This window comes from Aminobacter sp. AP02 (assembly GCF_003148805.1).
In the GTDB taxonomy this organism is placed as follows: Bacteria; Pseudomonadota; Alphaproteobacteria; order Rhizobiales; family Rhizobiaceae; genus Aminobacter.
In genome coordinates this window covers 59,519-84,898 of the sequence record NZ_QGGX01000017.1, presented here as the reverse complement: position 1 = coordinate 84,898, position 25,380 = coordinate 59,519, and the positions used below count along the sequence as shown (strand labels likewise).

The 25,380-nt window shown below is 61.8% G+C and carries 25 protein-coding genes and 1 pseudogene; 14 read left to right on the top strand and 12 right to left on the bottom strand.

Translation table 11 applies throughout. The features are described 5' to 3' along the window. Window positions 1-80 precede the first annotated feature (80 nt). Window positions 81-1,205 (top strand): beta-ketoacyl-ACP synthase III, encoded by a 1,125-nt coding sequence (locus C8K44_RS20545; RefSeq protein WP_109577629.1) that lies wholly within the window; start codon window positions 81-83, stop codon window positions 1,203-1,205. Window positions 1,206-1,212: 7 nt separating this feature from the next. Here the strand turns inward: C8K44_RS20545 and C8K44_RS20540 are convergent, their stop codons facing one another. Genes C8K44_RS20540 through C8K44_RS20530 form a run of 3 tightly spaced genes read right to left on the bottom strand, consistent with a single transcriptional unit; the run spans window position 1,213 to window position 2,866 of the window. Then, the gene (locus C8K44_RS20540; protein WP_109577628.1) at window positions 1,213-1,905 is read right to left on the bottom strand and encodes an RNA polymerase sigma factor; all 693 of its coding nucleotides are present in this window, start codon (window positions 1,903-1,905) and stop codon (window positions 1,213-1,215) included. Between the two features lie 27 nt (window positions 1,906-1,932). After that, the gene (locus C8K44_RS20535) at window positions 1,933-2,406 is read right to left on the bottom strand and encodes a plastocyanin/azurin family copper-binding protein (RefSeq protein ID WP_245417571.1); all 474 of its coding nucleotides are present in this window, start codon (window positions 2,404-2,406) and stop codon (window positions 1,933-1,935) included. Window positions 2,407-2,455: 49 nt separating this feature from the next. Continuing rightward, on the bottom strand, window positions 2,456-2,866 hold the full coding sequence (locus tag C8K44_RS20530) for a DUF5602 domain-containing protein (protein WP_109577627.1): 411 nt from the start codon (window positions 2,864-2,866) through the stop codon (window positions 2,456-2,458). 163 nt (window positions 2,867-3,029) lie between these two features. Here C8K44_RS20530 and C8K44_RS20525 point away from each other — a divergent pair, with 163 nt between their 5' ends. The 3 genes from C8K44_RS20525 (at window position 3,030) to C8K44_RS20515 (ending at window position 5,660) form a co-directional block, all read left to right on the top strand. Beyond that, window positions 3,030-3,413, top strand: coding sequence for a hypothetical protein (locus C8K44_RS20525; RefSeq protein ID WP_109577626.1), 384 nt, complete (start codon window positions 3,030-3,032; stop codon window positions 3,411-3,413). Window positions 3,414-3,507: 94 nt separating this feature from the next. Beyond that, complete coding sequence (locus C8K44_RS20520) at window positions 3,508-4,182, top strand: response regulator transcription factor (protein WP_109577625.1); 675 nt, start codon at window positions 3,508-3,510, stop codon at window positions 4,180-4,182. Then, the gene (locus C8K44_RS20515) at window positions 4,179-5,660 is read left to right on the top strand and encodes a HAMP domain-containing sensor histidine kinase (RefSeq protein ID WP_109577624.1); all 1,482 of its coding nucleotides are present in this window, start codon (window positions 4,179-4,181) and stop codon (window positions 5,658-5,660) included. The genes C8K44_RS20520 and C8K44_RS20515 overlap by 4 nt, the downstream gene beginning before the upstream one ends. Here C8K44_RS20515 and C8K44_RS20510 read toward each other — a convergent pair. The 3 genes from C8K44_RS20510 to C8K44_RS20500 form a co-directional block, all read right to left on the bottom strand. Next, the gene (locus tag C8K44_RS20510) at window positions 5,629-6,915 is read right to left on the bottom strand and encodes an FAD-binding oxidoreductase (protein WP_109577623.1); all 1,287 of its coding nucleotides are present in this window, start codon (window positions 6,913-6,915) and stop codon (window positions 5,629-5,631) included. The two genes, C8K44_RS20515 and C8K44_RS20510, sit on opposite strands and share 32 nt — an antisense overlap. Window positions 6,916-7,077: 162 nt before the next feature. Then, window positions 7,078-7,446, bottom strand: a complete 369-nt coding sequence (locus tag C8K44_RS20505; RefSeq protein WP_109577622.1) for a four helix bundle protein — start codon at window positions 7,444-7,446, stop codon at window positions 7,078-7,080. 69 nt (window positions 7,447-7,515) lie between these two features. After that, the gene (locus C8K44_RS20500; protein ID WP_109577621.1) at window positions 7,516-8,949 is read right to left on the bottom strand and encodes a glutamine synthetase family protein; all 1,434 of its coding nucleotides are present in this window, start codon (window positions 8,947-8,949) and stop codon (window positions 7,516-7,518) included. Between the two features lie 131 nt (window positions 8,950-9,080). On the opposite strand from C8K44_RS20500, the gene C8K44_RS20495 reads away from it, so the two are divergent. Further along, on the top strand, window positions 9,081-9,800 hold the full coding sequence (locus C8K44_RS20495) for an HAD family hydrolase (protein ID WP_109577620.1): 720 nt from the start codon (window positions 9,081-9,083) through the stop codon (window positions 9,798-9,800). A gap of 2 nt (window positions 9,801-9,802) precedes the next feature. Here C8K44_RS20495 and C8K44_RS20490 read toward each other — a convergent pair whose 3' ends face one another. From C8K44_RS20490 to aceA, 3 genes are all read right to left on the bottom strand, one after another. Then, window positions 9,803-10,249 carry a response regulator gene (locus tag C8K44_RS20490; protein ID WP_245417570.1) on the bottom strand — a complete coding sequence of 149 codons (447 nt, stop codon included), beginning with the start codon at window positions 10,247-10,249 and terminating at the stop codon, window positions 9,803-9,805. 243 nt (window positions 10,250-10,492) lie between these two features. After that, entirely contained in the window at window positions 10,493-10,735 is a 243-nt protein-coding gene (locus C8K44_RS20485) for a hypothetical protein (protein ID WP_067965227.1), read from the bottom strand. A gap of 76 nt (window positions 10,736-10,811) precedes the next feature. Continuing rightward, window positions 10,812-12,101 (bottom strand): isocitrate lyase, encoded by a 1,290-nt coding sequence (gene aceA, locus C8K44_RS20480; RefSeq protein ID WP_109577619.1) that lies wholly within the window; start codon window positions 12,099-12,101, stop codon window positions 10,812-10,814. A gap of 245 nt (window positions 12,102-12,346) precedes the next feature. On the opposite strand from aceA, the gene C8K44_RS20475 reads away from it, so the two are divergent. Beyond that, entirely contained in the window at window positions 12,347-13,789 is a 1,443-nt protein-coding gene (locus C8K44_RS20475) for a helix-turn-helix domain-containing protein (RefSeq protein WP_109577618.1), read from the top strand. A 3-nt stretch (window positions 13,790-13,792) separates the two neighbouring features. Here the strand turns inward: C8K44_RS20475 and C8K44_RS20470 are convergent, their stop codons facing one another. Continuing rightward, on the bottom strand, window positions 13,793-15,844 hold the full coding sequence (locus C8K44_RS20470) for an EAL domain-containing protein (RefSeq protein ID WP_109577617.1): 2,052 nt from the start codon (window positions 15,842-15,844) through the stop codon (window positions 13,793-13,795). A gap of 190 nt (window positions 15,845-16,034) precedes the next feature. On the opposite strand from C8K44_RS20470, the gene C8K44_RS20465 reads away from it, so the two are divergent. Continuing rightward, window positions 16,035-16,547 carry a hypothetical protein gene (locus tag C8K44_RS20465; protein WP_146203974.1) on the top strand — a complete coding sequence of 171 codons (513 nt, stop codon included), beginning with the start codon at window positions 16,035-16,037 and terminating at the stop codon, window positions 16,545-16,547. Continuing rightward, window positions 16,523-17,497 (top strand): S41 family peptidase, encoded by a 975-nt coding sequence (locus C8K44_RS20460; RefSeq protein WP_109577615.1) that lies wholly within the window; start codon window positions 16,523-16,525, stop codon window positions 17,495-17,497. The genes C8K44_RS20465 and C8K44_RS20460 overlap by 25 nt, the downstream gene beginning before the upstream one ends. Window positions 17,498-17,521: 24 nt before the next feature. Here the strand turns inward: C8K44_RS20460 and C8K44_RS20455 are convergent, their stop codons facing one another. Continuing rightward, on the bottom strand, window positions 17,522-18,727 hold the full coding sequence (locus tag C8K44_RS20455; protein ID WP_281063004.1) for an MFS transporter: 1,206 nt from the start codon (window positions 18,725-18,727) through the stop codon (window positions 17,522-17,524). Next, window positions 18,687-19,299, bottom strand: a pseudogene (locus tag C8K44_RS20450) (NAD(P)H-dependent oxidoreductase). The gene C8K44_RS20455 and the pseudogene C8K44_RS20450 overlap by 41 nt, the downstream one beginning before the upstream one ends. A 253-nt stretch (window positions 19,300-19,552) precedes the next feature. Between C8K44_RS20450 and C8K44_RS20445 the strand changes: the two are divergent. The 6 genes from C8K44_RS20445 to C8K44_RS20420 all read left to right on the top strand — a co-directional run bounded on the left by C8K44_RS20445 (window position 19,553) and on the right by C8K44_RS20420 (window position 25,278). After that, window positions 19,553-20,512 carry a DMT family transporter gene (locus C8K44_RS20445; protein ID WP_109577612.1) on the top strand — a complete coding sequence of 320 codons (960 nt, stop codon included), beginning with the start codon at window positions 19,553-19,555 and terminating at the stop codon, window positions 20,510-20,512. A gap of 242 nt (window positions 20,513-20,754) precedes the next feature. Further along, window positions 20,755-21,855, top strand: a complete 1,101-nt coding sequence (locus C8K44_RS20440) for a polyamine ABC transporter substrate-binding protein (protein ID WP_109577676.1) — start codon at window positions 20,755-20,757, stop codon at window positions 21,853-21,855. Between the two features lie 66 nt (window positions 21,856-21,921). Then, window positions 21,922-23,061, top strand: a complete 1,140-nt coding sequence (locus tag C8K44_RS20435) for an ABC transporter ATP-binding protein (RefSeq protein ID WP_109577611.1) — start codon at window positions 21,922-21,924, stop codon at window positions 23,059-23,061. An 8-nt stretch (window positions 23,062-23,069) separates the two neighbouring features. Beyond that, entirely contained in the window at window positions 23,070-23,981 is a 912-nt protein-coding gene (locus C8K44_RS20430) for an ABC transporter permease subunit (protein WP_109577610.1), read from the top strand. A 1-nt stretch (window position 23,982) separates the two neighbouring features. Next, the gene (locus C8K44_RS20425) at window positions 23,983-24,801 is read left to right on the top strand and encodes an ABC transporter permease subunit (protein WP_109577609.1); all 819 of its coding nucleotides are present in this window, start codon (window positions 23,983-23,985) and stop codon (window positions 24,799-24,801) included. A 165-nt stretch (window positions 24,802-24,966) separates the two neighbouring features. Beyond that, window positions 24,967-25,278, top strand: coding sequence for a hypothetical protein (locus C8K44_RS20420; protein ID WP_109577608.1), 312 nt, complete (start codon window positions 24,967-24,969; stop codon window positions 25,276-25,278). Window positions 25,279-25,380 lie beyond the last annotated feature (102 nt).

The window sequence follows — 25,380 nt, the reverse complement described above, 5'->3', positions numbered from 1 at the left end:
CGAGCCTGAATTGCGGCGTTTGCGCTTGACCGGCGATGCCGGAACCCTATTCCAATGGGTCAAAACGAGCAGGAAACGCCATGCATAGGGTCGCGATCAGCGGAACCGGCATCTTCACGCCGGAGGAAGTCATCACCAACGCCGAGTTGGTGGCCGCCTACAACGAATATGCCCACCGCCAAAACAAGCTTCACGCCGACGCCATCGAGGCCGGCGAGCGCGAGCCGATGGCGATGTCGTCGGAAGAGTTCATCGTCAAGGCGTCGGGCATCGAGCGCCGTCACGTCATCTCCAAATTCGGCATCCTCGATCCGGGCATCATGCATCCCGTACTGCCCGAACGAGCCGAGGACGAGCTGTCGCTGATGGCCGAGATTTCGGTCAAAGCAGCCGACGAGGCGATGAAGAAGGCGGGGCTGACCGCCGCGGATATCGACGCCGTCATCTGCGCTGCCTCCAACCATGAGCGCGCCTATCCGGCGATTGCCATCGAGGTGCAGCAGGCGCTCGGCATCAAGGGCTTTGCCTTCGACATGAACGTCGCCTGCTCCTCGGCGACCTTCGGCATCCAGCTTGCCACCGACATGATCCGCACCGGCTCGGCCCGCGCGATTTTGATGGTCAATCCCGAGATCACCTCCGGCCATCAGGAATGGCGGGATCGCGACTGCCACTTCATCTTCGGCGATGTCTGCACGGCGGTTGTCCTGCAGCGCGCCGACGATGTGAAGGCCGACAACGCCTACGAGGTGCTGGCCACCCGTTGCCTGACCGAATTCTCCAACAACATCCGCAACAACAACGGCTTCCTCAGGCGCACGCGTGAAGGCCACATGGCCGACCGCCGCGACATGCAGTTCCACCAGGAAGGCCGCAAGGTGTTCAAGCAGGTGGTGCCGATGGTGGCCGAACTGATGCTCGGTCATTTGTCCGACCAGGGCATAGAGCCGGCCAGCCTGTCGCGGCTGTGGCTGCACCAGGCCAACAAGGCCATGAACGACCTGATCGGCTCCCGCGTCCTGGGCCACGAGGCGACACGCGCTGAGCAGCCCAACGTGCTGCAGGACTATGCCAACACCTCGTCGGCCGGCTCGATCATCGCGTTTTCGAAATTCTCCGACGACCTGCCTGTGGGTAGCCTGGGCGTGATCTGCTCTTTTGGGGCGGGCTACTCGGCGGGTAGCGTCATCGTCAGGAAGATGTGACCGGTCGCTAAAGCCCGCGCAGCCGCTCGACCACCCGATCGGCCATGCGCTCGCAGCGCGCCCCGTTGAACGGGAACAGCTCGGCAAAGCCGTTCGAAAGACGTTTTTCGATTGCCGCCCGCATCAGTTTGCGGGCGCGGTGCAGCCGCGTCTTGACCGTCTCCGGCTTGAGCGCGAGCTGCGTTGCGGTCTCGTCGATGCTCATCTCCTCGACGTCGCGCAGAATGAAGACGATGCGAAAGGCCGCCGGCAGCTCGTCGATCGCCTGTTCGAGCAGAGCGCGCACCTGCCTGCGGCCAAACTCGGCATCCGCACTCGGTGGTGTCAGCGATGTCGGGAACATGATCACCTGGCCTCCGTTGGCCGCGATATCCAGTTCGTCCAGCTCGGCCACAGGCCGCCGCTTGCGGATACGCGTGAGCGCCTCGTTGAGCGCGATCCGTGTGAGCCATGTCGAAAAGTTCGCATCGCCCTTGAAGCTGTCGAGCCTCGTGAAAGCCCTGACATAGGCCTCCTGCACCACGTCCTCGGCGTCCGCGTCGTTTCGCATGACGGCGCGGGCGACGCGAAAAAGCCGCTGGTTGTTACGTTTGATGAGCGCGCGGATGGCGTTCTCGCCGCCTTGGCGCGCGAGTGCCACCAGTTCCTCGTCGCGGCGTCCGTCGAGATCGACCTGTTGCCGCAAGATTGCCAGTTGCATGCTATCGCCTCCATTTGCCGTCGCCGTTCAGACGCGGCGCACGATGCCCTTGGCGATGATCTCGTCGACCGGCGGAAACCCGTTCAGCGCCACATCGGGCAGCGGCGTGAGCGAGGGGTCCACTGCACTGGGCGCCACCGGCTGCGGCGTGCCGACCACGATGCGCCCGACCATGCCGGCGTGCTCATGCGGCACGCAGTAATAGTCATACACCCCCGGCACGGTCAGCGTCACCGAGAAGGATTGGCCCGGCAGCAGATAGTCGGAATTCCAGGGCTTGGCGTTTGCCGGGATGCGCAGTGGCCGGTCGAAGACATCAGGATGATATGACGTCACCGTGTGCGAGTTGCCCGGGTCGCGATTTGTCCAGCGCACCGTCTGTCCCGGCTCGACATGAATGCCGGCAGGGTCGAACCAGACATGGGCGCCATCGTCCTTGCCATGCATCTCGACGTCGATGATGTCGTTGCCTGTGGCGCGCGCCTGCGGGAAGAAAAGCACGGCGAGGAAAAGCCCCCGCCGGCTTCGATTGTCTGTCGGCGGGTCGCGATCATTTCGCTACCCGCGCCTCGTCGGCCTTGGCCACATGCCACAGCACGACATGGACATGCGGCTCCTCTACCCCGGGATGGCCGGCATTGTAGTAGACGCTTACGTGATCGACATTGCCGCCCGGCGAGGCGAGATCGTCGAAGCGCTTGTTGGGATTGAGGTCCTTGATCGGCAGCATGTAGATGGTGCTGACCAGCTTGCCGTCATGGTCGTAGGCGAGGAACGGGCCGGCTGGCAGGGTTGCCGGATCGACGAAGAGCTGACCCATGCCGGGCAGGAAGTCCGGCAGCTTGACTAGGCTGCTCACCGCCTTGAACGCGCCTGGGGGTGGAGCCTTCGCCACCTCTTGGGCGAGTGTGGGCCAGGTGCCGGCGAGCATGAGAGCGAGTGCGGCGGAAACCATTTTCATTGGAGCATCTCCCTGTGAACGCCCCGCATGACGCGGCGGCTCCGAACCATTGGATGCGGCGTTGGCAAAAAAGTTCCCGGAAATGGTGGCGGCAAGGGCCTGTAATGTAGGTGCAATCTTTGCTGCGTAGCTGCTGGCATATCGTTTAGAACCAGGGTCAGACATGTCTTCCAGCATTGCCAACTGCGCTGTCGGCGCCTTCGTTGCCGCTGCCAGCGTTTTTCTTTCAGGCTGCATGTCCGATACGATGAGAACCTACATTGGCCAGCCGGTGGAGTCGGTCGTCATGGACTATGGTCCGCCGGTGGCGGTGCTTGAACTCGGCCGTGGCGAACGCGCATACCAATGGCGCAAGATTTCGACGAACGTAGTCTCTGGTTCGACAAGTGGCGAAGTCACGGACACTCGGCGCGGAAGACGTTACGAAGAGACGACGATGCCAGGCTATGTCGAAGAAAGAGAGTGTTTCTACACTTACTACGCCAGTATTTCAGGCGGCCGCTGGTACATCACCAACTTCCGCAAGCCAAAGTTCGAATGCGAGTGACACTGTCCACTTGTAGACATTTAGATATTATGCAATCCGCGCCAGCCGGCCTTGCGATTGTCGTTGCCAGGCCTTGTTGAAGGGGTAGCCTCCCATGCGTATTCTGCTGCTTGAGGACGAGCCGGAAATGGCTTCGGTGCTGAAGTCCGCGCTCGCACGCCGCAATGTGATCGTCGACCATGTCGCTACTCTTGCTGACGCCGAGGCTGCGGCAGAATTCGGGCCCTATGATGCGGTCGTGCTCGACCGCCGCGTGCCTGATGGCGAGGGGCTCGACTTGATCCCGAAACTACGGGCGCTGCGTGTCGATGCGCCGGTCCTGATGCTGACCGCACTCGGCGGCCTCAATGATCGTGTCACTGGCCTTGATGCCGGCGCCGACGACTACCTGGTCAAGCCGTTTGCGATGGAAGAGCTGATGGCGCGATTGCGGGCGCTGCACCGCCGCCCCGTCGCCCTGCGATCCGAGCAGACGGTCGTCGGCCGTCTCACCTATGATTTCCATCACCGCGAGGCGAGCGTCGGAAGCCAACCGCTTGAGCTGTTGCGCCGCGAGCAACTGGCTCTGGAAGCGCTGCTCCGCCGTCCCGGTCGCACGGTTTTGCGGGCGACGCTCGAGGAGTCGGTCTATGCCATGGACGACGAGATCGGCTCCAATGCCCTCGATTCCCATGTCTCTCGCCTGCGCCGCAAGCTCGACGATGTCAAAGCCGGCGTGGAAATCAGGGCGATACGCAACCTTGGCTACCTCCTGCGCGCCGTGGCATGAAGAAGCCGCGCCCCACTTCGCTCCAATGGCAGCTTGTGCGCAAGCTCATCCTGCTTCAGGCGGCAACCTTGTTCGCCTTTGTCGGTCTCATCTGGTTCGTGCTGTTCCTGCTCGAGCCCCGGCTGCTTAGCGACAACGAAACTGCGGTCGAGGCAGTTGCCACAGCCTTGAGCCGCGATGCCAGCGGCAACCTCGTCGTGCGCGACACTGAAGACATGCGCTGGGCACGCCAGAACTATCCGAACCTGTGGCTGGTCGTGCGAGACCAGGCTGGCAAGTCGCTGCGGGAGGGGAAGGTACCTGACGCTTATGAAGATGGACATATCGGGTTGCCATGGGCGATCGACTACGCGTTCTTGCGCTTTCCAATCCACGATCTCCGTCCTGATGCGATCCTCGCCAATCGCCCGACCGCCGCCGGACGGGTTCAGATACTCACCTCGACAATCCTTTCACGCATGGAGACGAACGGCGTCGACGTTGTATTCCAGCTCAGCCTCGACGGCACGCGCTACGCGACGGGCCAGATCGACTGGATGAAGATCGGTCCCGCCATCGCGCTGATCATCGTGGCCTTCGTGGCGCCCTTCTTCATCGTCATGGGCGGGACGACCCTCGTTGCCACACCTGCGGTCGTCCGCCGTTCGCTCGCCGGCCTTGTCGCCACCGCCAGTCAGGCCAAGCAGATCGATATCGACAACCGTGGAGTCCAACTGCCGACCGTCGATGTGCCGGCGGAGATCGGGCCGCTGGTGCAGGCCTTCAACAACGCGCTTTCGCGCCTTGGGCAAGGCTACGAACAGCGCAACCGCTTCCTCACCGACGCGGCGCACGAATTGCGCACGCCGATCGCCATCCTGCGCACCCGCGCCGAATTATTGCGCGAGGATCCCGAAAGCACGCGCCTGCTCAAAGACATCGAACGTCTGTCGCATCTGGCGCAGCAACTGCTCGACCGGCAGGTGCTCGACCACTCCGCCGGTGCGCGCGAGGTCGTCGATCTTGTCGAGTTCGCACGGCATCTTGCCGCCGATTTTGCGCCGCTCGCCTTGTCGGCAGGCTATGAATTTTCCTTCGAGCCAGCAGCTTCGAGCGTCCTCGTCAGCATCCAACCCTCGCAGGTCCAGCAAGCCGTCACCAATCTGTTGCGCAACGCCATCGACCATGGCGGTGGCGAAGGGACCATCACGATACTGGTCCATGCGAGTGGAAGCCTGGAAGTCCAGGATGAAGGTCCCGGCATACCTTGCGAAGAACACGAACGTGTATTTCAGCCCTTTTATCGCCTGCGTCCGCGCAGCAGCGGTGCCGGCCTTGGGCTTAATCTTGCGCGCGAGATAGCCCGCCTGCATGGCGGTAGCGTAGAAATCCTGAGCGGCCCGTGGCGCGGGGCACGCATCAGGCTGCGTCTGCCGCTCATTGAAGCAAAGACTATGCCTGCGGAAGCTAGATCCTATCCCTCAGGGCAAACCAGTTGAGCGCAAGGAACAGCAGCGGCGCGCGAAAACGCCGGCCACCGGGGAATGGCGGTATCTTTAGATCCTCGATCAGCTTGAGCCTGTCGCGGTTGCCGGCCACCGTCTCGGCATAGAGCTTGCCGAAGAAATTGGACAGCATCACGCCATGGCCGGAATAGCCGCCGGCCGAGATGACATTGGGCATCACCTCGCGCACGAAAGGTTTGCGCGGCATCGTGATGCCGACATAGCCGCCCCAGCCATGGGTGATTTCCACACCCTTGAGCGCCGGGTAAATCTCGGCGATCTGCTTGCGGATGTGGATATGGATGTCCTTGGGGTCGTTGACGCCGTAGATTTCACGTCCGCCGAACAATAGTCGGCCGTCGGGCGACTTGCGGAAATAGCGCACCACGAAGCGGGAATCGTCGACCGACTCGCCGCCGGGGATCACCTTGGAGTCGGCACCCAGCGGCACAGTGGCGCCGATGAACGACCCGATCGGCATGATGTGAGACGCACTTATCGGTTCCAGATTACCGCCATAGGCGTTGACGGCGATCAGGCATTTTTGCGCGGTGATCGTGCCGCGCGGCGTTGTCACGCGTACCTTTCCGCCTTGTGAGGTAATGCCGATCGACTGGGTGTTCTCGAACAGCCGCGCGCCGGCCTCGGCAGCAACCCGTGCCGTGCCGATCACCAGTTTGAGCGGGTGGATATGCCCGGTGCCGGTGTCGCGCGTGCCGCCGTAATAGTGCGTCGAACCCAGCCGCTCGGCGGTCTCCCGAGCGTCCATGAACTTGACATGCGGGTAGTTGAAGCGGCTCGCCATGATCTCGGCATGGGCCTTGTAGTCGTCGACAAAGCGCGGCTTGTGCGCCACCGACATCTGCCCCGGCATATAGTCGATGTCGATGCCATGGGTTGAAGCGAAATCGAACAGATGCGCCTTGGCTTCCTCGGCGAGATCAAACAGCGCCTTGGCGCGGGTGAAGCCGTATTCGCCCTCAAGTTCCTCCGCCCACGCGCGCTGGCCCGTACCGAGTTGGCCGCCATTGCGGCCCGATGCGCCGTCGCCAAAGCGATGCGCCTCGATCAGCACGACATTGGTGCCGGACTTGGCGAGATGGGCTGCTGCCGAGAGCCCGGTAAAACCGCCGCCAATGACGACGACATCCGCCTGCCTGTCGCCGTCAAGGGCCGGATACTCCGGACGCGGGCCCGCAGTGTCTTCGTACCAGGAAAGGCCAGGAGAGATCGGAGAAAGGTAAGGCATGGTGCGCTTTCAGTAGGGCAGCAGGGCAGCAGGGCAGCAGGGCAGTAGGGCAGTAGGGCAGTAGGGCAGCAGGGCAGCAGGGCAGCAGGGCAGTAGGGCAGTAGGGCAGCAGGGCAGCAGGGCAGCAGGGCAGTAGGGCAGTAGGGCAGTAGGGCAGTAGGGTCATTCGTTCGATAGCTTGCGGATTAGCAGGCGCAGAAGCTTGCCGACGCTTTCGCTCATTATCATCGCTTGCCGAACTACATCGGGGGTGGTGATCCCGACACGCTCGGCTATCAGCAGGTGCGTCTCCATCTCCTTGAGCGATCCTTGCGCAATCCTTAGGAATTGTTGGTAGGAGCCACGGTTTTCACGACCGTAGCCCTCGGCAATGTTAGCCGGAACAGAGACGGCAGCGCGTCTAACTTGGCTGGTCAGTCCGTATTGCTCCTCTTTCGGCCACGTTTTGGTCGAACTGTAGATGGCAGGCGCCAACTCCATCGCCTGCGGCCAGACGACAAGGTCTTGATACGAGTTGATCTCGCTCGGCACGCTGAACCCCCTCGCTGCCGCACTACTGCCTTACTGCCCTATTGCCCTACTGCCCTACCGCCTCACCCTTCAAACATTCAGCAGCAGATACTCTCGCTCCCACGGGCTGATGACCTCCATGAAGGTCTCGAATTCAGCCCGCTTGATCGCCGCGTAGGTAGAAGCAAACGACCGCCCAAGCATCGTTGCCAGTTCCTCGTCGCCTTCAAACAGGTCGACCGCTTCCAGCAGCCCTCGCGGCAGATCGATCTCGTCCTCGTTGGCGGTGGTCAGCACTGGCGGTTCGGACGGCAGCTTGTTGGTCAGCCCGATCAATCCGCAGGCCAGCGATGCCGCCAGCGCAAGATATGGGTTGGCGTCCGAGGACGGGATGCGGTTTTCGACACGGCGCCCACCAGGATCGGAACGAGGCACACGGAAGGCGGTGGTACGGTTGTCGTAGCCCCACTTGTTGTTGACCGGTGCGGAAGCAGCCTGCGTCAACCGGCGATACGAATTCACATAAGGCGCAAGCATCACCAGCGCGTTGGGCACATGCTTCTGCATGCCTCCAATGAAGTGGAAGAATGCTTCGGTTTCCGAGCCGTCTTCGGCGGTGAAGATGTTCTTGGCGGTCTTCTTGTCGAGAATCGACTGGTGGATATGCATCGCCGAGCCCGGCTGGCCCTGGATCGGCTTGGCCATGAAGGTGGCGTAGGTATCGTGCTTCAGCGCTGCCTCGCGGATCGTGCGCTTGAACAGGAACACCTGGTCGGCCAGTTCGATCGGGTCGCCATGACGCAGGTTGATCTCGAGCTGGCCAGCGCCCTCTTCGTGGATCAGCGTGTCGATCTCGAGCCCTTGAGCCTCGGAGAAGTGGTAGATGTCGTCGATGAGTTCGTCGAACTCATTGACGCCGGCGATCGAATAGCCGGCACCGCCGCCGATGGGGCGGCCCGAGCGTCCCACGGGCGGGGTCAGCGGATAGTCGGGGTCGGGGTTCTTGCGGACGAGGTAGAACTCGATTTCTGGCGCCACCACGGGCCTGAGGCCGAGCTTGTCGTAGGCCGCCACCACGCGCTTCAGAACGTTGCGCGGGGTGAACTCGACGTTGCGGCCGTCCTGATGGACAAGGTCGCAGATCACCTGCGCTGTCGGGTCGTCTTCCCACGGCACCACCGACAGCGTCGACAGATCAGGCACCAGCTTCAGGTCGCCATCGTCCTCCGGATACTGAAATCCGTTGCCGTCCTCCGGATAGTCACCCGAGATCGTCATCATGAACGGTGCGGACGGCAGCGCCAGCGAGGTGTTGGAGGTGAACTTGCTTGACGGCATCATCTTGCCGCGGGCCACGCCAGCCTGGTCAGGCGTGATGCACTCTATGTCTTCGATGCCGCGCCACTCGAGCCACTCGGAGGCTTCCTTCCAGTTCTTCACGCCGCGCTTGTTCTTCACAAATGCGGGCGTGCGGGCTCGTCCCCCCCGGTTGGACGGACGGACTTCCTTCTTTGCAGGCGGCATCAATCACCAGATTGTCGTTGCAGATTGCCGAGTATAGCCGTGGCCCGCGAAGGAAGAAAAGGGGGGCTGGCAGGCGATTCCGGCGAACTGATAGGTCCAAGCAGCTGGTTTCGAGCCAGTTTGTGACCTAGATGATCGCCATGAGCTCCAATTCGACCCAACTATCCACGATCGGCTTCGATGCCGACGACACGCTGTGGCAGAATGAACAATTCTTCCGCATGACGGAAAAGCATTTTGCCGAACTGCTCGCCGAGCATGGCGAGCAGGAGCATTTGATGGCGAGACTGCTCGATGCGGAAAAGCGCAACCTTGGCACCTATGGTTTCGGCATCAAGGGCTTCACCTTGTCGATGATCGAAACCGCGATCGAGGTCACGGATGGCCAGGTGCCGGCTCCGGTGATCGAAAAGATCCTGGCCGCTGGCCGCGAGATGCTGAGCCACCCTATCGAGACTCTGCCGCATGTCCATGACACGCTCGAAGCGCTCGCCGGCCGCTATCGCCTGGTGCTGATCACCAAGGGTGACCTGTTCGACCAGGAGCGCAAGCTGGCCCAATCGGGCCTCGGCGATTTCTTCGACGCGGTCGAGATCGTAAGCGACAAGTCGCGCCCGACCTACGAGCGCATCTTCGCTCGCCATGGCGACGGCCCGGCCCGAAGCATGATGATCGGCAATTCCCTGAAATCGGACGTCGTGCCTGCGATCGAGGCCGGCAGTTGGGGTGTCTACATTCCTCACGATCTGACCTGGGCTTATGAACATGTGGATGAGCCGACAACGGCCGAGCGCTTCCGCAAGTTGCCGCATCTCGGCGAACTCGCGGAACTTTTGAAGGCGCTTGGCTGAAGTCAGGCTCGTCCGACGAGCTTGTCGACGACTGGCTGCAATCGTTCCGGTGTGATCGGCTTGGCCACCACGATGTCTACGGCGCTCGACAGGGACAGGCTTTCCGGTGTCCCCGGACGGTTGGAGAGCAGGATCACCGACGGCAGATTGGTGCCCGAGGCTTGCCTCAGCGACATGATCGGCGCCATCAGCGCATCGCAGTCCTTGTTGTCGCTACCCCCGTCCAGGATGATGGTTCCTGGCGCCATCTTGCGCAGCATGGCCATGGCTGTGTCGGGTGATTCCGATATCGTCTTGAGGCCAGAGCGCTCGACGATCTTGGCGACGACGACGCGGTTGATCTGCGAGCGGCCGACGACGAGCACCTTTGCAAGGTCGGCAATAGGGCGATCGGGAGTGCGCGCGTTTGCATCCAGGTCTTGGCCCGAAGCTAGGTCATTCCGGTTCATTTGGCTTAGCCGACAGCTGGGGGGCGTCTGTTTCAATGCGTGGTTGCGTTCGGTTCCTTACGTTCGCGTCAACTGCGAGAAGTGTCAAGTAATACGCTGAAAATGGCATACGACTTTAGTCGCGGGCGACAGCATTTCTCTTTGCTAATCAAAGTCCAACGACGACGACGTAAAGACAAACCCCGCCCGCAGCCGAGGCTGCGAACGGGGTCCGGGGGGCAGGGCAGGGGAATGGGTTGACTGTTAGCCGTGCGGCTGCTGGGTCACGATGACAGGGATCAGCAGGTCGCCCCAGTTGCCGTCGCCACCGTGATGACGGGCCGAGCGGACCAGTTCGACCGACACGCCTGCCTCGACGGCCTTCATGACCGATTGGTTGAGTCGGTGCAGGTCGTTGGCGACGATGCGGATCACGGCCTGCTGGTCAGCACTCATGGTCGTGGCCTGTTCTTCGGCTCGTTCCTTGACGCGGGTGCGCGGTGCCATTGTGGTTCTCCTCGGAGTGTTGCCTTGCTCTGTCCGGAGGCACGATCGCCTCCGGAGCTGTCGTCTGTCGCCAGGCTTATTCGGCGGCCGGGCGGAACTGTTCGTGTTCGGTCGATTCATGCATCGCTGTAGTCGACGACTTGCCGCCAGTGATCGCCATAGACACGGCATCGAAGTAACCGGTGCCGACCTCGCGCTGGTGCTTGGTCGCGGTGTAGCCGTTGACCTCGGCGGCGAATTCCGCCTCCTGCAGCTCCGAATAGGCAGCCATCTGGCGATCCTTGTAGCCGCGGGCCAACTCGAACATGCCGAAGTTGAGTTGGTGGAAGCCAGCCAACGTGATGAACTGGAACTTGTAGCCCATTGCGCCCAGCTCGCGCTGGAACTTGGCAATCGTCGCGTCGTCGAGGTTCTTCTTCCAGTTGAACGACGGCGAGCAGTTGTAGGCCAGCTTCTTGCCAGGATGCGCCTTGTGCACTGCCTCGGCGAACTTCTTCGCCTGGGCAAGGTCAGGCTTGCCGGTCTCCATCCAGATCAGGTCGCAGAACGGAGCGTAGGCGATGGCACGCGCAATGCACGGGTCGATGCCGTTGCGCACCTGATAGAAGCCTTCCACGGTTCGGCCGGCATCGTAGTCGACGAAGGGCTGGTCGCGCTCGTCGATGTCGGACGTCAGAAGCTTCGCGGCCTCGGCGTCGGTACGGGCGACGATCAGCGTCGAGGTGCCCATCACGTCGGCAGCGAGACGCGCCGCGTTAAGGTTGCGGATGTGTGCTGCGGTTGGGATCAGAACCTTGCCGCCGAGATGGCCGCATTTCTTTTCCGAAGCGAGCTGGTCTTCGAAGTGAACGCCGGCGGCACCCGCCTCGATGAACGCCTTCATGATCTCGAAGGCGTTGAGCGGGCCGCCGAAGCCGGCTTCAGCGTCAGCCACGATCGGGGCGAACCAGGTGTCGACCGACAGGCCCTTGCCTTCCGAGGTCTCGATCTGGTCGGCGCGCTGCAGGGTCCGGTTGATGCGCTTGACCAGCTCGGGCGCGGCGTTGGCCGGATAGAGCGACTGATCCGGATACATGGCGGAAGCCGTGTTGGCATCGGCTGCAACCTGCCAGCCCGAGAGGTAGATCGCCTTGAGGCCGGCGCGGACCTGCTGCATTGCCTGGTTGCCGGACATGGCGCCGAGCGCGTTGACGAAGTTCTCCTCGTGGATCAGCTTCCACAGGCGATTGGCGCCCATTTCGGCCAGGGTCTGCTTGATCTGGACGGAGCCGCGCAGCCGCTTCACGTCCTCCGGCGAGTAGGGGCGCTCGATGCCGTCGAAGCGGCCTTCCGGGGCTGAAGGGACGAGGTTGTAAAAATCAGTCATTGTCGACTCCGTCGGGTCATTTTGGTCTTGGGGGGCGGCACCGCGTCTTGGGTTTGTTGCGGCGATTTCTATGTGACTTGTTTGACATTGCGGCGCCAAAGCAGCCAGAAAATTCAACAAACTGGGCCATACAATAGGGAAAACCTGTGTTGCGTTTGACAGAACGTCGCTGTAAATTTGTAAAGAATGTAAAAGGACGGGTAGGGTAAATCCCCTACTTTCGTTGTAAAAATGGTGTAAATGCCATGGCCGAACAGAAAATCTTCGCCGGGCCGCGCATCCGGCGCATCCGCAACCAGAAGGGGCTGACCCAGACGGCCATGGCGGAGGGGCTCGGCATTTCGCCGTCCTATCTCAACCTCATCGAACGCAACCAGCGGCCGCTAACCGTCCAGCTCATTCTCAAGCTCGCCTCGGTCTATAAGGTCGACCCCGACGAGTTGCAGGGGGAGGCGCGCGGTTCGATCGCGGCTCTTCGCGAGGTCTTCGCCGATCCGCTTCTGTCCGGCGAACTGCCTGGCGACCAGGAACTGGTGGAGATCGCAGAGGCCGCACCCAACGCGGCAGCGGCCGTGATAAAGCTGTTCCGCGCCTATCGCGAGCAGGCTGAGCGCTTGTCCGACCTAACCGAGCTATTGGCGCGCGAGGGGCACACCACGGCGCTGTCGGGTGCCCGCCTGCCCATCGACGAAGTCCACGAGGTGTTCGAGCGCCGGCCCAACCACTTCAATTCACTGGAGGAGGAAGCCGAAGCCTTCACCTCGTTGCTCGATCCCGGCGACGACCTGTTCGGGGCGTTGAAGGGCTGGCTCAGGCGCGAGCACGGCATTGTCGTGAAAGTGCTGCCGGTCGCCACCATGCCCAACTGGCGCCGCCGCTACGACCGGCACTCGCAACGCCTGTTCCTGTCCGAGCGCCTGTCGCCGTTCGACCAACTGCGCGAGGTGGCGATGGAAGCGAGCCTGATCCGCATGCAGGTGGCGGTCGCGGCCGAGCTGCAGTCGCTGAAACTCACCTCGGACGAGGCGCGACGGCTCGCCCGTTTCGAACTTGGCCGCTACGCGGCGCACGCGCTGATGATGCCTTACCAGGCGTTCCACTCGGCGGCCCAGCGCGCCCGCTACGATGTCGACGTGTTGCGCTCGCGCTTCGGCGTGTCGTTCGAACAAGCGGCCAACCGGCTGACCATGCTGCAACGCCAGGGCACCTCATCGGTGCCGTTTTTCATGCTTGAGGTCGACAATGCCGGCAACCGCTTCCGCAAGGCCGGTGCGCAAGGGTTCCCGCAAAGCCGTTTTGGCGGCGGCTGCCCGAAGCTTCCAGTCCATGCCGCCTTTACCCAGCCCGGCCAGATTTTCGTCGAGGCGGTGGAGATGCCCGATGGTGCCGAATTCCTGTGTGTCGCCCGCACCCTGGAAGGTCCGCAGGGCGCCTTCAGCGAGCGGCCGCGGCGTACCGCGATCCTGCTTGGCTGCGACATCGCCTTTCGTGACGAGATCGTCTATGGCGCGGCCTTGCCCGCGCCTGCTGTCGGCGCCAAGCCGGGCGCTGTGGCCGCAACACCCGTCGGCCCTGCCTGCCGTCTTTGCGAGCGCTCAGGTTGTCTGTCTCGGGCAGAGCCGCCGATCACCCGCCCGCTTGGTCTCGACGAAATGGTGACGGGCCTGTCGGCTTTCGATTTCCAATAAAGATCAGGCAATTAGCCTGGGGGTCGCCTCATCGGGGCTCAGGCCGGTATGGGCCAGGGTGCGTGCCGTGCCGGAATCGAGGGGGCGCCCATACAAGAAGCCTTGCGCTTCGTCGCAGCGGCGATCCTTGAGGAAAGCTGCCTGGAAATCGTTCTCGACGCCTTCGGCCAGTACGGGGATCGACAGCTTGTGGCCCAGTTCGATAACCATCTCGATGACGCTGGTCGCCTGCGCCTGCCGGCCGAGCGCGTTGAGGAAGCTGCGGTCGACCTTTATCTTGTCGAAGGGGAAGGAGAACAGCGTCGACAGCGACGAATAGCCGGTGCCGAAGTCGTCCATCGCAACCCGGACGCCCAGCGCCTTGATCTGGCGCAGGATCAGCAGCGCCTGGCCGGGATTGTCGATGAGCGTTGTTTCGGTGATCTCGATCTCAAGCCGGGTGGCGGCCAAGCCGGTCTCTGTCAAGATCTCCTTGAGCCTCTCGGCGAAGTTCGGCCGCATCAGCTGGATCGGCGACACGTTGACGGCGATGCTGAGTGGTGCCGGCCATTGGCTCGCCTCGCGGCAGGCCTGCATGAGAACCCAGTCGCCGATCTCGACGATCATGCCGGTCTGCTCGGCAACAGGAATGAAGTCTGAAGGAGAAACCTCGCCGAGTGCGCTGCTGGTCCAGCGCAGCAGGGCCTCGAAGCCGAGCAACTCGCGTTTCTTCATCGATATCTGTGGCTGGAACACTAGGCGCAATGAACCTTCGGCAACAGCACTGCGCAGGCCGATCGCGATCTGTCCCCGCCGGCGGCCGTCTTCGTCGGCATCGGCGTCGAACCAGCACCAGTTTCCGTCGGACACCTTTTTCGACCGGTACATGGCAAGGTCGGCGCGCATTGTTAGCTCGTCGACATTGTCGCCGTCCTTGGGGTAGACGGCGATGCCGATGCTGGCGCTGGTGGAAAAGCGCCCGTTGCCAAGCTCGTTGGGCCGTGAAAAGGCGTCGCTGATGCGAGCGGCGAATTCTTCGACTTCGTTTTCTCGGGTGAACGGCTTCACGGCAATGAATTCGTCACCGCCGAGACGGGCGAAGAACTCGCCCTCGATCAACGACGTCTTTATTCGCGCGGTGGTCTGGATCAACACAGCATCACCCGCGGCATGGCCGTAGACGTCGTTGATTTCCTTGAAGCGGTTGAGGTCGATGGCAATGATTGCCAGCGACGTGCCACCGGCCTGCTTCAGGCGCACCGGAAGTTCGTCGCGAACCGCGGCACGATTGGGCAGGCCGGTCAGCGGGTCATGCATGGCAAGATGCCTGTAATGCGCGACGGTATCCTGCTGGCCCTGTTCCTCGGCTAGGTGAGTAACGGCGCCGAGCAGCACGACAAGCCCGGTGACCGCGACGACCAGGATTGCCAGCACGCTGTCCGACATGAGTTGACCGGGAACGGCTACGCGCGGGTCAGGCGTGATCTGTACCGCACCCATGGCGGTGAAGTGCATCATGCCGATTCCGAGGATAAGCGCACCCATGCCGACATACTGGCTGCGGCCTGTAGTTCCCCGAGCCACGCGATTGGTCGCCAGCATGCCGAGCGCCGCCCCGGCCACGATCGAAAAGGCAACGAAAGCAGGATCGTAGGAAACGGTACCGGCAACGACGAAACCGCGCATCCCGGTAAAATGCATCAGCGCAATTCCTGTGCCGATGATGATGCCACCCGCCTCGACCATCCAGGCGCGTTCGCGACTGGCGGCGATCAGAAAGCCAGCCATCGACGTGGCTATGGCGAAGCCCAGGGAAAGCAAGGTGAAATTGGGCTCGAAGCCGTGTTCGACATCGGGGATGAAGCCGAGCATTGCCAGGAAATGCGTCGTCCAGATGGTCATGCCGCCAGCGACGCCAGCCATGACGATGAAGGCTGCGTGCTTGGCGCGCCTGACGTTGCGGGCACGCGCGAACAATCGCATCGACACCACGCAGCCGAGGGCACATATCGCCAATGCTGCCGCGACAAAGCGGTAGTCATGTTCGGTGACGAGGCAGTTGAGTACGGTCAGCATGGCGGTCTCCAGTGCATCGGTTCGAAAAGTTTGGTTCGCTTCCAGCCGGCGGATGCACAGATTCTAATAGTTTGCCCACGTTATCGGCGGCAAACCTTGCCGATTCGTTTCCTGACCCTCGGGCAGCATACGCAGTTGACTTGCCGGGTAATTGAACGCCGCATGCTCGCCACCCATGTGCTGTTCCAAATTGAGCAGTTTTTGGGAGCGGGCTATGAGTAATCCTGGTGACGGACATAGGTGGAGGCGGTGGCTGAAGCGCGGAGCGCTTGCCGTATTTGCGTTGCTGATTATCCTTGTGCTGCCACTCACCTTGATCTTGTATCCAGTCTTCAAGCCCTATCCGGCAGCGGTTTCATCCACCGGAGGCTCATTGGCCGGCAACAATGCCGGGGATTTGGCGCACCTTCGCAATATGCAGCAGATCGAACGAAGCTTTACGGCCCAATTCAGCGAAGCGTTTGGCCAAGCGCTCGACGAGCTTGCCGCCCGGGCCTCCGAACTCGATCGGCCTGAATTGGCGATGGGAGCAGCCAAGGCGGTCGCACTTGCGCAAAATGGGCATACCAACGTTCTTGGTCTGGCCGGCGGACAAGGCTTCAACGCCGTTCCTCTGCGTCTCGGCTGGTTTGCCGACGGTCTTTTGTCGTCCGCGCCATTGCCGAGCATAGTGATCTCTTGGGCGCGCAAGTCCTGGCCGTGAACGGCCAGTCGCCCGAACGCCTGGTCGAAGCGCTACGTCCATATGTCGGCGGCACCGACCAATATGCACGGGAGCTTGCACCGAATTTCATGATCTCGCCTGAGCTCCTCCACGCGGCCACGCTGGCGGGTAAGCCGGACGAAGGCGAATTCCGCTTGCGAAAGGCCGATGGCTCCGAGGTCAAGCGCATGCTTGAGGCATCGTCGGACAAGGGTGAACCTTCGGCTAGAACCGTCTGGCCAAAGCGGGACCTGAGCCCTGTTCCCCCAATAGGTAGCGACACCGGGTGGGTCCATGTCCTGGATGGCGTTGAAGCGCCGCGCCACCTGTCACGCCCAGATGAGAACTTTTGGCACTCCTATCTCGAAACGGACGACATTCTTTACGTACAGATCAACCGTTTCCGCGATCAGGAAGCACGTCCGATGTCGGACTATCTATCCGACTTGCTCGCCGAAGCCGGCAAGCGGAAGGTCAAGCATGCCATCGTCGATCTCAGGTACAGCCCCGGTGGCAATTACATGCTTGCGACCGATTTTTCGCGGCTGCTGCCCGAAGCGGTACCCAATGGCCGGATATTCATCCTGACCAGTGGCAACACCTTCTCGGCGGCGATCAGCATCGCGTCGCGGCTGAAATACTATTCGGGCGGTCGGGCGGTGCTGGTCGGGGAGGAGATGGGTGACGCCGGCCAGATGTGGGGCGAAGGCGGCACGACGATCATGCCCAACTCGAAGATCGCGTTCCGATATACCACGGCCTACCACGACTGGGAGAAGGGCTGCAGTCTCTTGCAGATCGGGACCTGCTTCTTCCTGAACTATTTCTACGGCACGGCTGCAGGCTCCCTGCTGCCTGAGGTTCCCGTTGCCCAGACCTTCGCCAGCTACGCCGCCGGCGATGATGCTGTCATGTCGGAAGTTCTGAGGATGGCGAAACAGGGCAAGTAGGGGCCAAGACTGGCCCCTTGGGGTTCAGAAGCCCGGCTCGATCGCGTGGCCACGGCGCGCATGAATCATTGTCGCTGCCCCGACAAGGATTGCGACACAGGCTGTGACGAGGCCGGCATACAGGAAGGTTCTCGCAAACCCGAACGCCGCGATCATCGGCTGACTGACGAAGGGCGATATGAAGTGGCCGGCAAAGATACTCGCAGTCATGCCGCCAGCAACGCGGCCACGCATTTTGGGCGCCGCGGCTGCCATCGCCGCAGCGGCAATATTGGGCATGATCATTCCGAGCCCCAGCCCGACAACGCCCGCCGCCGCCAGCACTGTCACCAGCGTATCGGTCACTCCCAGCAGGCCGTATCCGATGGCCATCAAGCCAAATGCGAGGGCGAACACGCCGGTCACTCCCAGCCTGGCGCGCAGGCTGGCGTAAAACAGCGCGACAACTGCCCCGATCATGTTGCCCAGGCCGATCGCAAGCCCGGCCACGGTTGGTGAGCCGATGCCCATGGCATTGAGGTAGAACGGCAACTGCGTTGGAAGCAGGTAGAAGGCGACGCTATTGAGAACGGCCGCCATGTAGACGGCAAAGACCGCAACCCAGATCGTCTTGCCTGTTAGCTCGGGAGCGCGGGCAATTGGTGGATTGTTGCGCCAAGGCTCATTGATGAAAGCCAGAACGGCAGGGATCAGCAACAGCGACAGGCCGTATACTGCAAACGGCGCGCGCCAGTGCAGTTCGGCCAGCATGCCGCCGCCGGTCAAGAAGATCAGCCCGCCAATGCCTACGAAAGCCGACTGATAGCCCATGAACCGGTCACGTTCCGATCCTGCGAAATAGTCGCCGACAAGCGCTGTCGCGGTGGTCATGACGCCGGCAACGGCGATACCGAGCAGCTCGCGTCCGACAAGAAGTCCAGCCAGACTGTCAGCAAGCAGGCCCGACATGCCGCTCAGCCCGTATAGCAGGGCGCCCGCGATAAGCAGCGGCCTGCGCCCGAAGCGGTCTGCCAGCCCACCGGCGAAGGGTGCGCAAATGACGATGAACAATGCCGGCAGCGTCAGCACGAGCCGGGTCAGGATTTCGACGTTGTCGCTGCCGGCGAAATGGCTTTCGATCGCCGGCAGCGAGGGCGAGATGGTCGCGCCCGACATGATCGTCAGTGTGCTGATAAGCAGCAGCGTCGCATTACGCCGGGCATGGTTCTCGGGGAACGGAGTCGCCGGCACGAGTTGAACCTGATGTGCGACGGTCATGCCGCCACCTCGAGAAAGGGCGAGTTGGTGCGAGCCTCGCGCAGGGTGATCGCCCACCATTGCAGGCGAGCCAACAGAAGCGACATCGCCTTGCGCGCGTCGCGTGGTTCGATCAGCGCGCCCGAGGCGTCGAACCGCCTTGAGGCGAAGGCAAAGCTCACGGTGTCGCGAATCGCCACGACATGAAGTTCGGCAAAGACCAGCCGCAACTGCTCGACGGCGCGCAGGCCGCCTGAGATGCCGCCATACGACACGAATGCCAGCGGTTTGGCTTGCCACTCTTTGCTGTGGGCATCGATCAGGGCTTTGAGATCGGCGGTGTAGCCATGATTGTATTCGGGCGTCACCACAATGAATGCATCGGCCTCGCCTAGCCGGCGCGTGACATCGGCTCGATTGCTGGCAAGCTCCCGTGGATCGATCAATCGGATGTCGAACTGCTGGTGCCCACGGATCTCGGTTGCTGCCCAATCTACGACGGTGTCGCAGAAACGACCTTCGCGGGCGCTGCCATAGATCAGGGCCAGCTTGATTTTCTGAGGCATTTTTTGGGGTAGCTCCGTTTCATGCTTGTGTGGAGCCACGTCTTTAAAACCTCAACTAAGATTGAGGTCAAGCAGTTATTTGAGTTGTTGGAAAGGGCCTCTGGCATGCGAACAGGCAAGGCTGCCCGCCTTGTGCCACAATGGGATCGGAGCGCTGGACCTCCTCGCACAGGTCACTTTGCTTTACGCGAACGCGCAAGTCCCAGTCGTTCCGAGCGCATCGTGCCGCTCGCAAGTCGTCGAGATTAGCGCCATGACAGATCTCGCCGCTTCGCAGTCACCAAGAGGTGCCACGCCGCACGTCTCGCGGCGCGAGGAGCGCCTCGGCGTGTTCCTGGTGTTCATGTCGGCGCTGATGTGGAGCCTGGGCGGCGCCATTGCCCGCTTCATCGAGGTGGCGGACAGCTGGACGGTGGTGTTCTGGCGCTCGGTCTGGGCAGCCGCCTTCCTGCTGGCTTTCATGGTCTGGCGCGACGGTCTGCGCGGAATGCTGAAACTATTCCGCGACATGGGCTTGCCTGGCCTGCTGGTGGCGATCTGTTTCGCCACCGCCTCGACCTCTTTCGTCGTCGCCCTTTCCTACACGACCGTTGCCAACATTCTCTTGATGCAGGCCGGCGTGCCGTTGCTGGCGGCGTTGTTTGCCTGGGTGTTGTTTCGTGAGCGCGTGGCTGTCGCAACATGGGTGGCGATTTTCGCCGTCATCTCGGGCGTCGCCATCATGGTTTCCGAATCGTTCAGCGGCCAGGTCTCACCGGTCGGCGACGGGCTCGCCTTGCTGATCGCCGTGGTCTTTTCCATTGCCACCGTCATCACGCGCCGGTTCGCTCATGTGCGCATGACGCCCGCCACATGCCTTGGCACCTTGATCGCCGCGACTTTTGCTGCGTCGCAAGCCACGATGCTGGCCGTGTCGCCGCGCGACATGGGATATCTGGTTGCGTTCGGCGTGGTCAATCTCGGCCTCGGCCTCGCTTGTTTCGCTACCGGCGCGCGGCTCATCCCGGCCGCCGTTGCCGCCCTGATCGGTACATTCGAGCCGCTGCTTGGTCCGATATGGGTTTGGCTCATCCATGGCGAAGTGCCGTCAGTCCGCACCATCGTTGGCGGCGCGGTCATTTTCACGGCCTTGCTGGTGCACCTGTCACTCGAATTCAGACGCCAGGCAAGGCCCCAGAGGCCGGGCGTGACGGGCATGCCTATCCCTGATTGATCAATGTATTGTTTACCATTGACAATGCGGCGGTCGGGCGGGCAGGCTGCGACCCGAGGGTAACAACAACACAGGCGTATCTTGCCAGGTTCCACTGCCGGGGCTTCGGTGTCCGCAGATGTAATTCGCCAAAACGTTTTGCGCCGCGTGGCAAGCCGGCGAAAGCGCGCTACCTTCATCACAAGATTTGCACAGGGATCAGGATGCTGCCGGGATTGGTGCGTCCGCGAAAGGAGAATGTCATGAACCGTAGAGCGCTTTGGCTGACAGCTGCGTCAGCCCTCATTGCCGTTGTCGCAACCCCGGCCGCAGCCCAGGAGCGCGTCGTCAACGTCTACAACTGGTCGGACTACATCGACTCCTCGATCATCGAAGACTTCACCAAGGAAACGGGCATCAAGGTCGTCTACGACGTCTACGATTCCAATGAGATTCTCGAAACCAAGCTGCTCGCCGGCGGCAGTGGCTACGATGTGGTGGTGCCGACGGCCAGCCCCTTCCTGGCGCGTCAGATCCAGGCGGGCGTCTACCAGAAGCTCGACAAGTCCAAGCTGCCCAATCTCACCAACATGTGGGACGTGGTCAGCGAGCGCACTGCCGCCTACGACCCAGGCAACGAGTACTCGGTCAACTACATGTGGGGCACGGTCGGCATCGGCTACAATGAAAAGAAGGTCAAGGAAGCGCTCGGCATCGACAAGATCGACAGCTGGGATGTCGTCTTCAAGCCCGAGCAGATCGCCAAGCTTGCCGAGTGCGGCGTCTATGTCCTGGATTCTCCAACCGACATTTTCCCGACCACTCTGAACTATCTCGGGCTCAAGCCGCAGTCGACCGCGCTCGACGACCTGTCGAAGGCGGAAGAAGCACTGCTCCAGATCCGTCCGTCGATCCGCAAGTTCCACTCCTCGGAATACATCAACGCGCTCGCCAATGGTGACATCTGCCTAGCCGTCGGCTGGTCCGGCGACATCTTCCAGGCGCGCGACCGCGCAGCGGAAGCAGACCAGGGTGTTGTGGTCAACTACGTCATCCCCAAGGAAGGTGCGGAGATGTGGTTCGACCAGATGGCGATCCCGGCCGACGCCAAGCACGTTGCCGAAGCGCACGAGTTCATCAACTACATGATGAAGCCGGAAGTCGCGGCCAAGGCGTCCAACTACATCTTCTATGCCAACGGCAACAAGGCGTCGCTGCCGTTCATCGACAAGGATATCGCTGGCGATCCGGCGATCTTCCCCGATGAGGCGATGCTGGCGAAACTCTTCACCGTGGCGCCCTACGATCCCAAGACACAGCGCGCGGTGACCCGCAGCTGGACCAAGGTCGTCACGGGGCAGTAGTTATTGGGGATCGTCCCGGCGCCATCGGCGCCGGGATTTTTTCACCCGGGGCAGGACGGAGGGGACATGAAATCGCTCGGCAATATCCGCAGGGACTTTGCGCCCTGGAACCAGCCTGACGCCAAGCCCTACATTCAATTCAAGAACATTACCAAGCGGTTCGGTGACTTCACCGCCGTCAACAACCTCTCCCTGTCGATCTACGAGCGCGAGTTCTTCGCGCTGCTTGGCGCCTCGGGTTGCGGGAAGTCGACGCTGCTGCGCATGCTCGCGGGTTTCGAAGAGCCGACCGAAGGCCAGATCCTGCTCGATGGCCAGGATCTTCGCGGCATTCCGCCCTACCGGCGGCCGGTCAACATGATGTTCCAGTCCTACGCTCTGTTCCCGCATATGACGGTCGAGCAGAACATTGCCTTTGGCCTCAAGCAGGACGGAATGCCCAAGGCCGAGATCGAACAGCGTGTCGCCGACATGCTCAAGCTGGTCAAGCTTGGCCAGTTCGCTAAGCGAAAGCCGCACCAGCTGTCGGGCGGCCAGCGCCAGCGCGTTGCCCTTGCCCGTGCGGTTGCCAAGCGCCCGAAGGTGCTTTTGCTTGATGAACCACTCGGCGCGCTCGACAAGAAGCTGCGCGAGGAAACCCAGTTCGAGCTGATGGACCTGCAGCAGACGCTTGGCCTTACTTTCGTTGTCGTCACCCACGACCAGGAAGAGGCCATGACCATGGCTGACCGTATCGCCATCCTCGACAAGGGCGAGGTGATGCAGGTGGCGACGCCGGCCGAGGTCTACGAGGCGCCAGGTTCGCGTTTCGTCGCCGACTTCGTTGGCAACATCAACATGTTCGAAGGCAAGGTCGCCGACCGAAACGGTGCGGCCGCGACCATCGCCGGCGCCAATGGCCTGACCATCCGCACTGCCAACGCCGGCGACGCCGCGGCGGGCACCGAGGTAGCCTTCGCCATCAGGCCGGAGAAGATCAAGGTTTCGTCGAAGAAGCCCGAGAGCGGCGACAATGTCATGGAAGGCGAAATTTACGACATCGCCTATCTCGGCGACATGACCATCTTCCATGTCCAGCTCGGCAACGGCCAGGTGGTCAAGGCGAGCTCGCTCAATGCGACGCGCGCCACCGAAGATCCGCTGAGCTGGGACGACAAGGCGTGGATTTCCTTCCGCAACGACGCCGGCGTCGTTCTCACGCGATAGGTGGAGAGATGAAACGCCCCCTCTCAGCCGTCACCGATCGCCTCGTCATCATCATTCCTTACCTCTGGCTGCTGTTTTTCTTCCTCATCCCGTTTTTCATCGTCTTCAAGATTTCCCTGTCGACGACGGCAATCGCCATGCCGCCTTATACGCCGGTCCTTAGCCTTTCCGACGGCGTTGCCGCCCTCATGTCGCAGCTCGGCGAGTTCAGCTTCGACAACTATATCTGGCTGACGCAGGACGCACTCTACTTCAACGCCTATGTCTCCAGCGTCGTCATCGCTGCGATATCGACATTCCTTGCGCTGCTGGTTGGTTATCCCATCGCCTATGGCATGGCGCGCGCGCCGGCGACCATCCGGCCGACGCTGCTGATGCTGGTCATCCTGCCGTTCTGGACCAGTTTCCTGATCCGAGTCTATGCCTGGATCGGCATCCTGAAGCCCGAAGGGTTGCTCAACCAGTTCCTGCTCGCCACCGGGCTCATCGACCAGCCGCTGGTGATCCTGAACACGCATACGGCGATCTTCATCGGCATCGTCTATTCCTATCTGCCGTTCATGATCCTGCCGCTCTATTCGGCGCTCGAGAAGATGGACTATTCGCTGATCGAGGCGGCGCAGGACCTCGGCTGCACGCCTATCTCCGCATTCTGGAAAGTCACCTTCCCGCTGTCGCTACCCGGTGTGATCGCCGGCTGCCTTTTGGTCTTCATCCCGGCCGTCGGTGAGTTCGTTATTCCCGACCTGCTCGGTGGCTCGCAGACATTGATGATCGGCAAGACATTGTGGAACGAGTTCTTCGCCAATCGCGACTGGCCGGTTTCATCGGCTGTGGCTGTCATCCTGCTTCTGCTGCTTGTCGTGCCGATCATGTTCTTCCAGCAGGCGCAGGCACGCGCCCAGGAACAGGGGCGCTGAGATGAATTCGAGCTGGAGTCGCTTCAACATCACGGCCATCGTTTTGGGCTTTGCCTTCCTCTATCTGCCCATCGTCTTGCTGGTCATCTTTTCCTTCAACGAATCGAAGCTCGTCACCGTCTGGGGCGGGTTCTCGACCAAATGGTACGTCTCGCTGTTCCACAACCAGGGCCTGATGGATGCGGCATGGGTGACCATCCGCGTCGGCCTGATCTCGGCAACGCTCGCCACTATACTGGGTACGCTCGCCGCCTTGGCGCTTACCCGCTACACACGATTCCGCGGCAGGGTATTGTTTTCAGGCATGGTATTTGCGCCGCTGGTCATGCCCGAGGTCATCACCGGCCTGTCGCTGCTGTTGCTGTTCGTCGCGGTCGGGCTCGACCGTGGTTTCGTCACGCTGACACTCGCCCACATCACCTTTTCCATGTGCTTTGTCGCGGTGGTGGTGCAGTCGCGCCTGGTCACCTTCGACCGCTCGCTCGAAGAGGCGGCGATGGATCTGGGGGCTCCGCCGGTCAAAACCTTCTTCCAGATCACGTTGCCGGTGATCCTGCCGGCGATCATCTCCGGCTGGATGCTGGCCTTCACGCTGTCCATCGATGATCTGGTTATCTCGAGCTTCACTTCTGGCCCGGGCGCGACAACGTTGCCGATGAAGATCTACAGCCAGGTCCGCCTTGGTGTGACGCCCGAGATCAACGCTGCCTGTACTATCCTGATCGGTATCGTCGCGGTCGGCGTCATTGCTGCGTCGCTGGTCAACAAGCAGCGCGAGGTGCAGCGGCTGCGCGACGAGCAGGCCGCGCAGCGGGGATGATCGGGCACGCCTGGCTTGTCGCTAGCAACGGTGGGCCGCAGGTGATGCGAACCAAATGCAACGATTTTGGAGGGCTGAAAAGGTCAGGCTTTCCAAGGATATGCCACTGGATAAGCCAAAGTCGCCATGTTAGCGTCATGGCGATAATCTTGAGGAGTAGGGTTCATGACGCGTTTTATGGCTACGGCCGCAGCTTTGTCTTTCGTCGCACTGGCCGCAACGGCCTGTAACACCCCGCAGGAACGTGCCTTGGGCGGCGGCGCCGTCGGCGCAGCGGGCGGCGCACTCGTCGGCCAGGCCATCGGCGGCAACACCGGCGCGACCGTTGCAGGTGCGGTCATCGGCGGTCTCGCAGGTGCCATGATCGGTGCCGGCACCGCCCCGGGCCAATGCCAGTATCACCAGCAGGACAGCCGCGGCCGTCCGATGTACGACCGCAACGGCAACCCGGTAACGTTCCAGGCTGCTTGCCGGTAATAAAACCCCGCCAATTCTGACCTGTTGTCCCTTGGGACAAAAAACGGCGCGCTTCGCTCGAAGCGCGCCGTTTTGCATTTTGGCACCCGGTAGCAGGCCGCT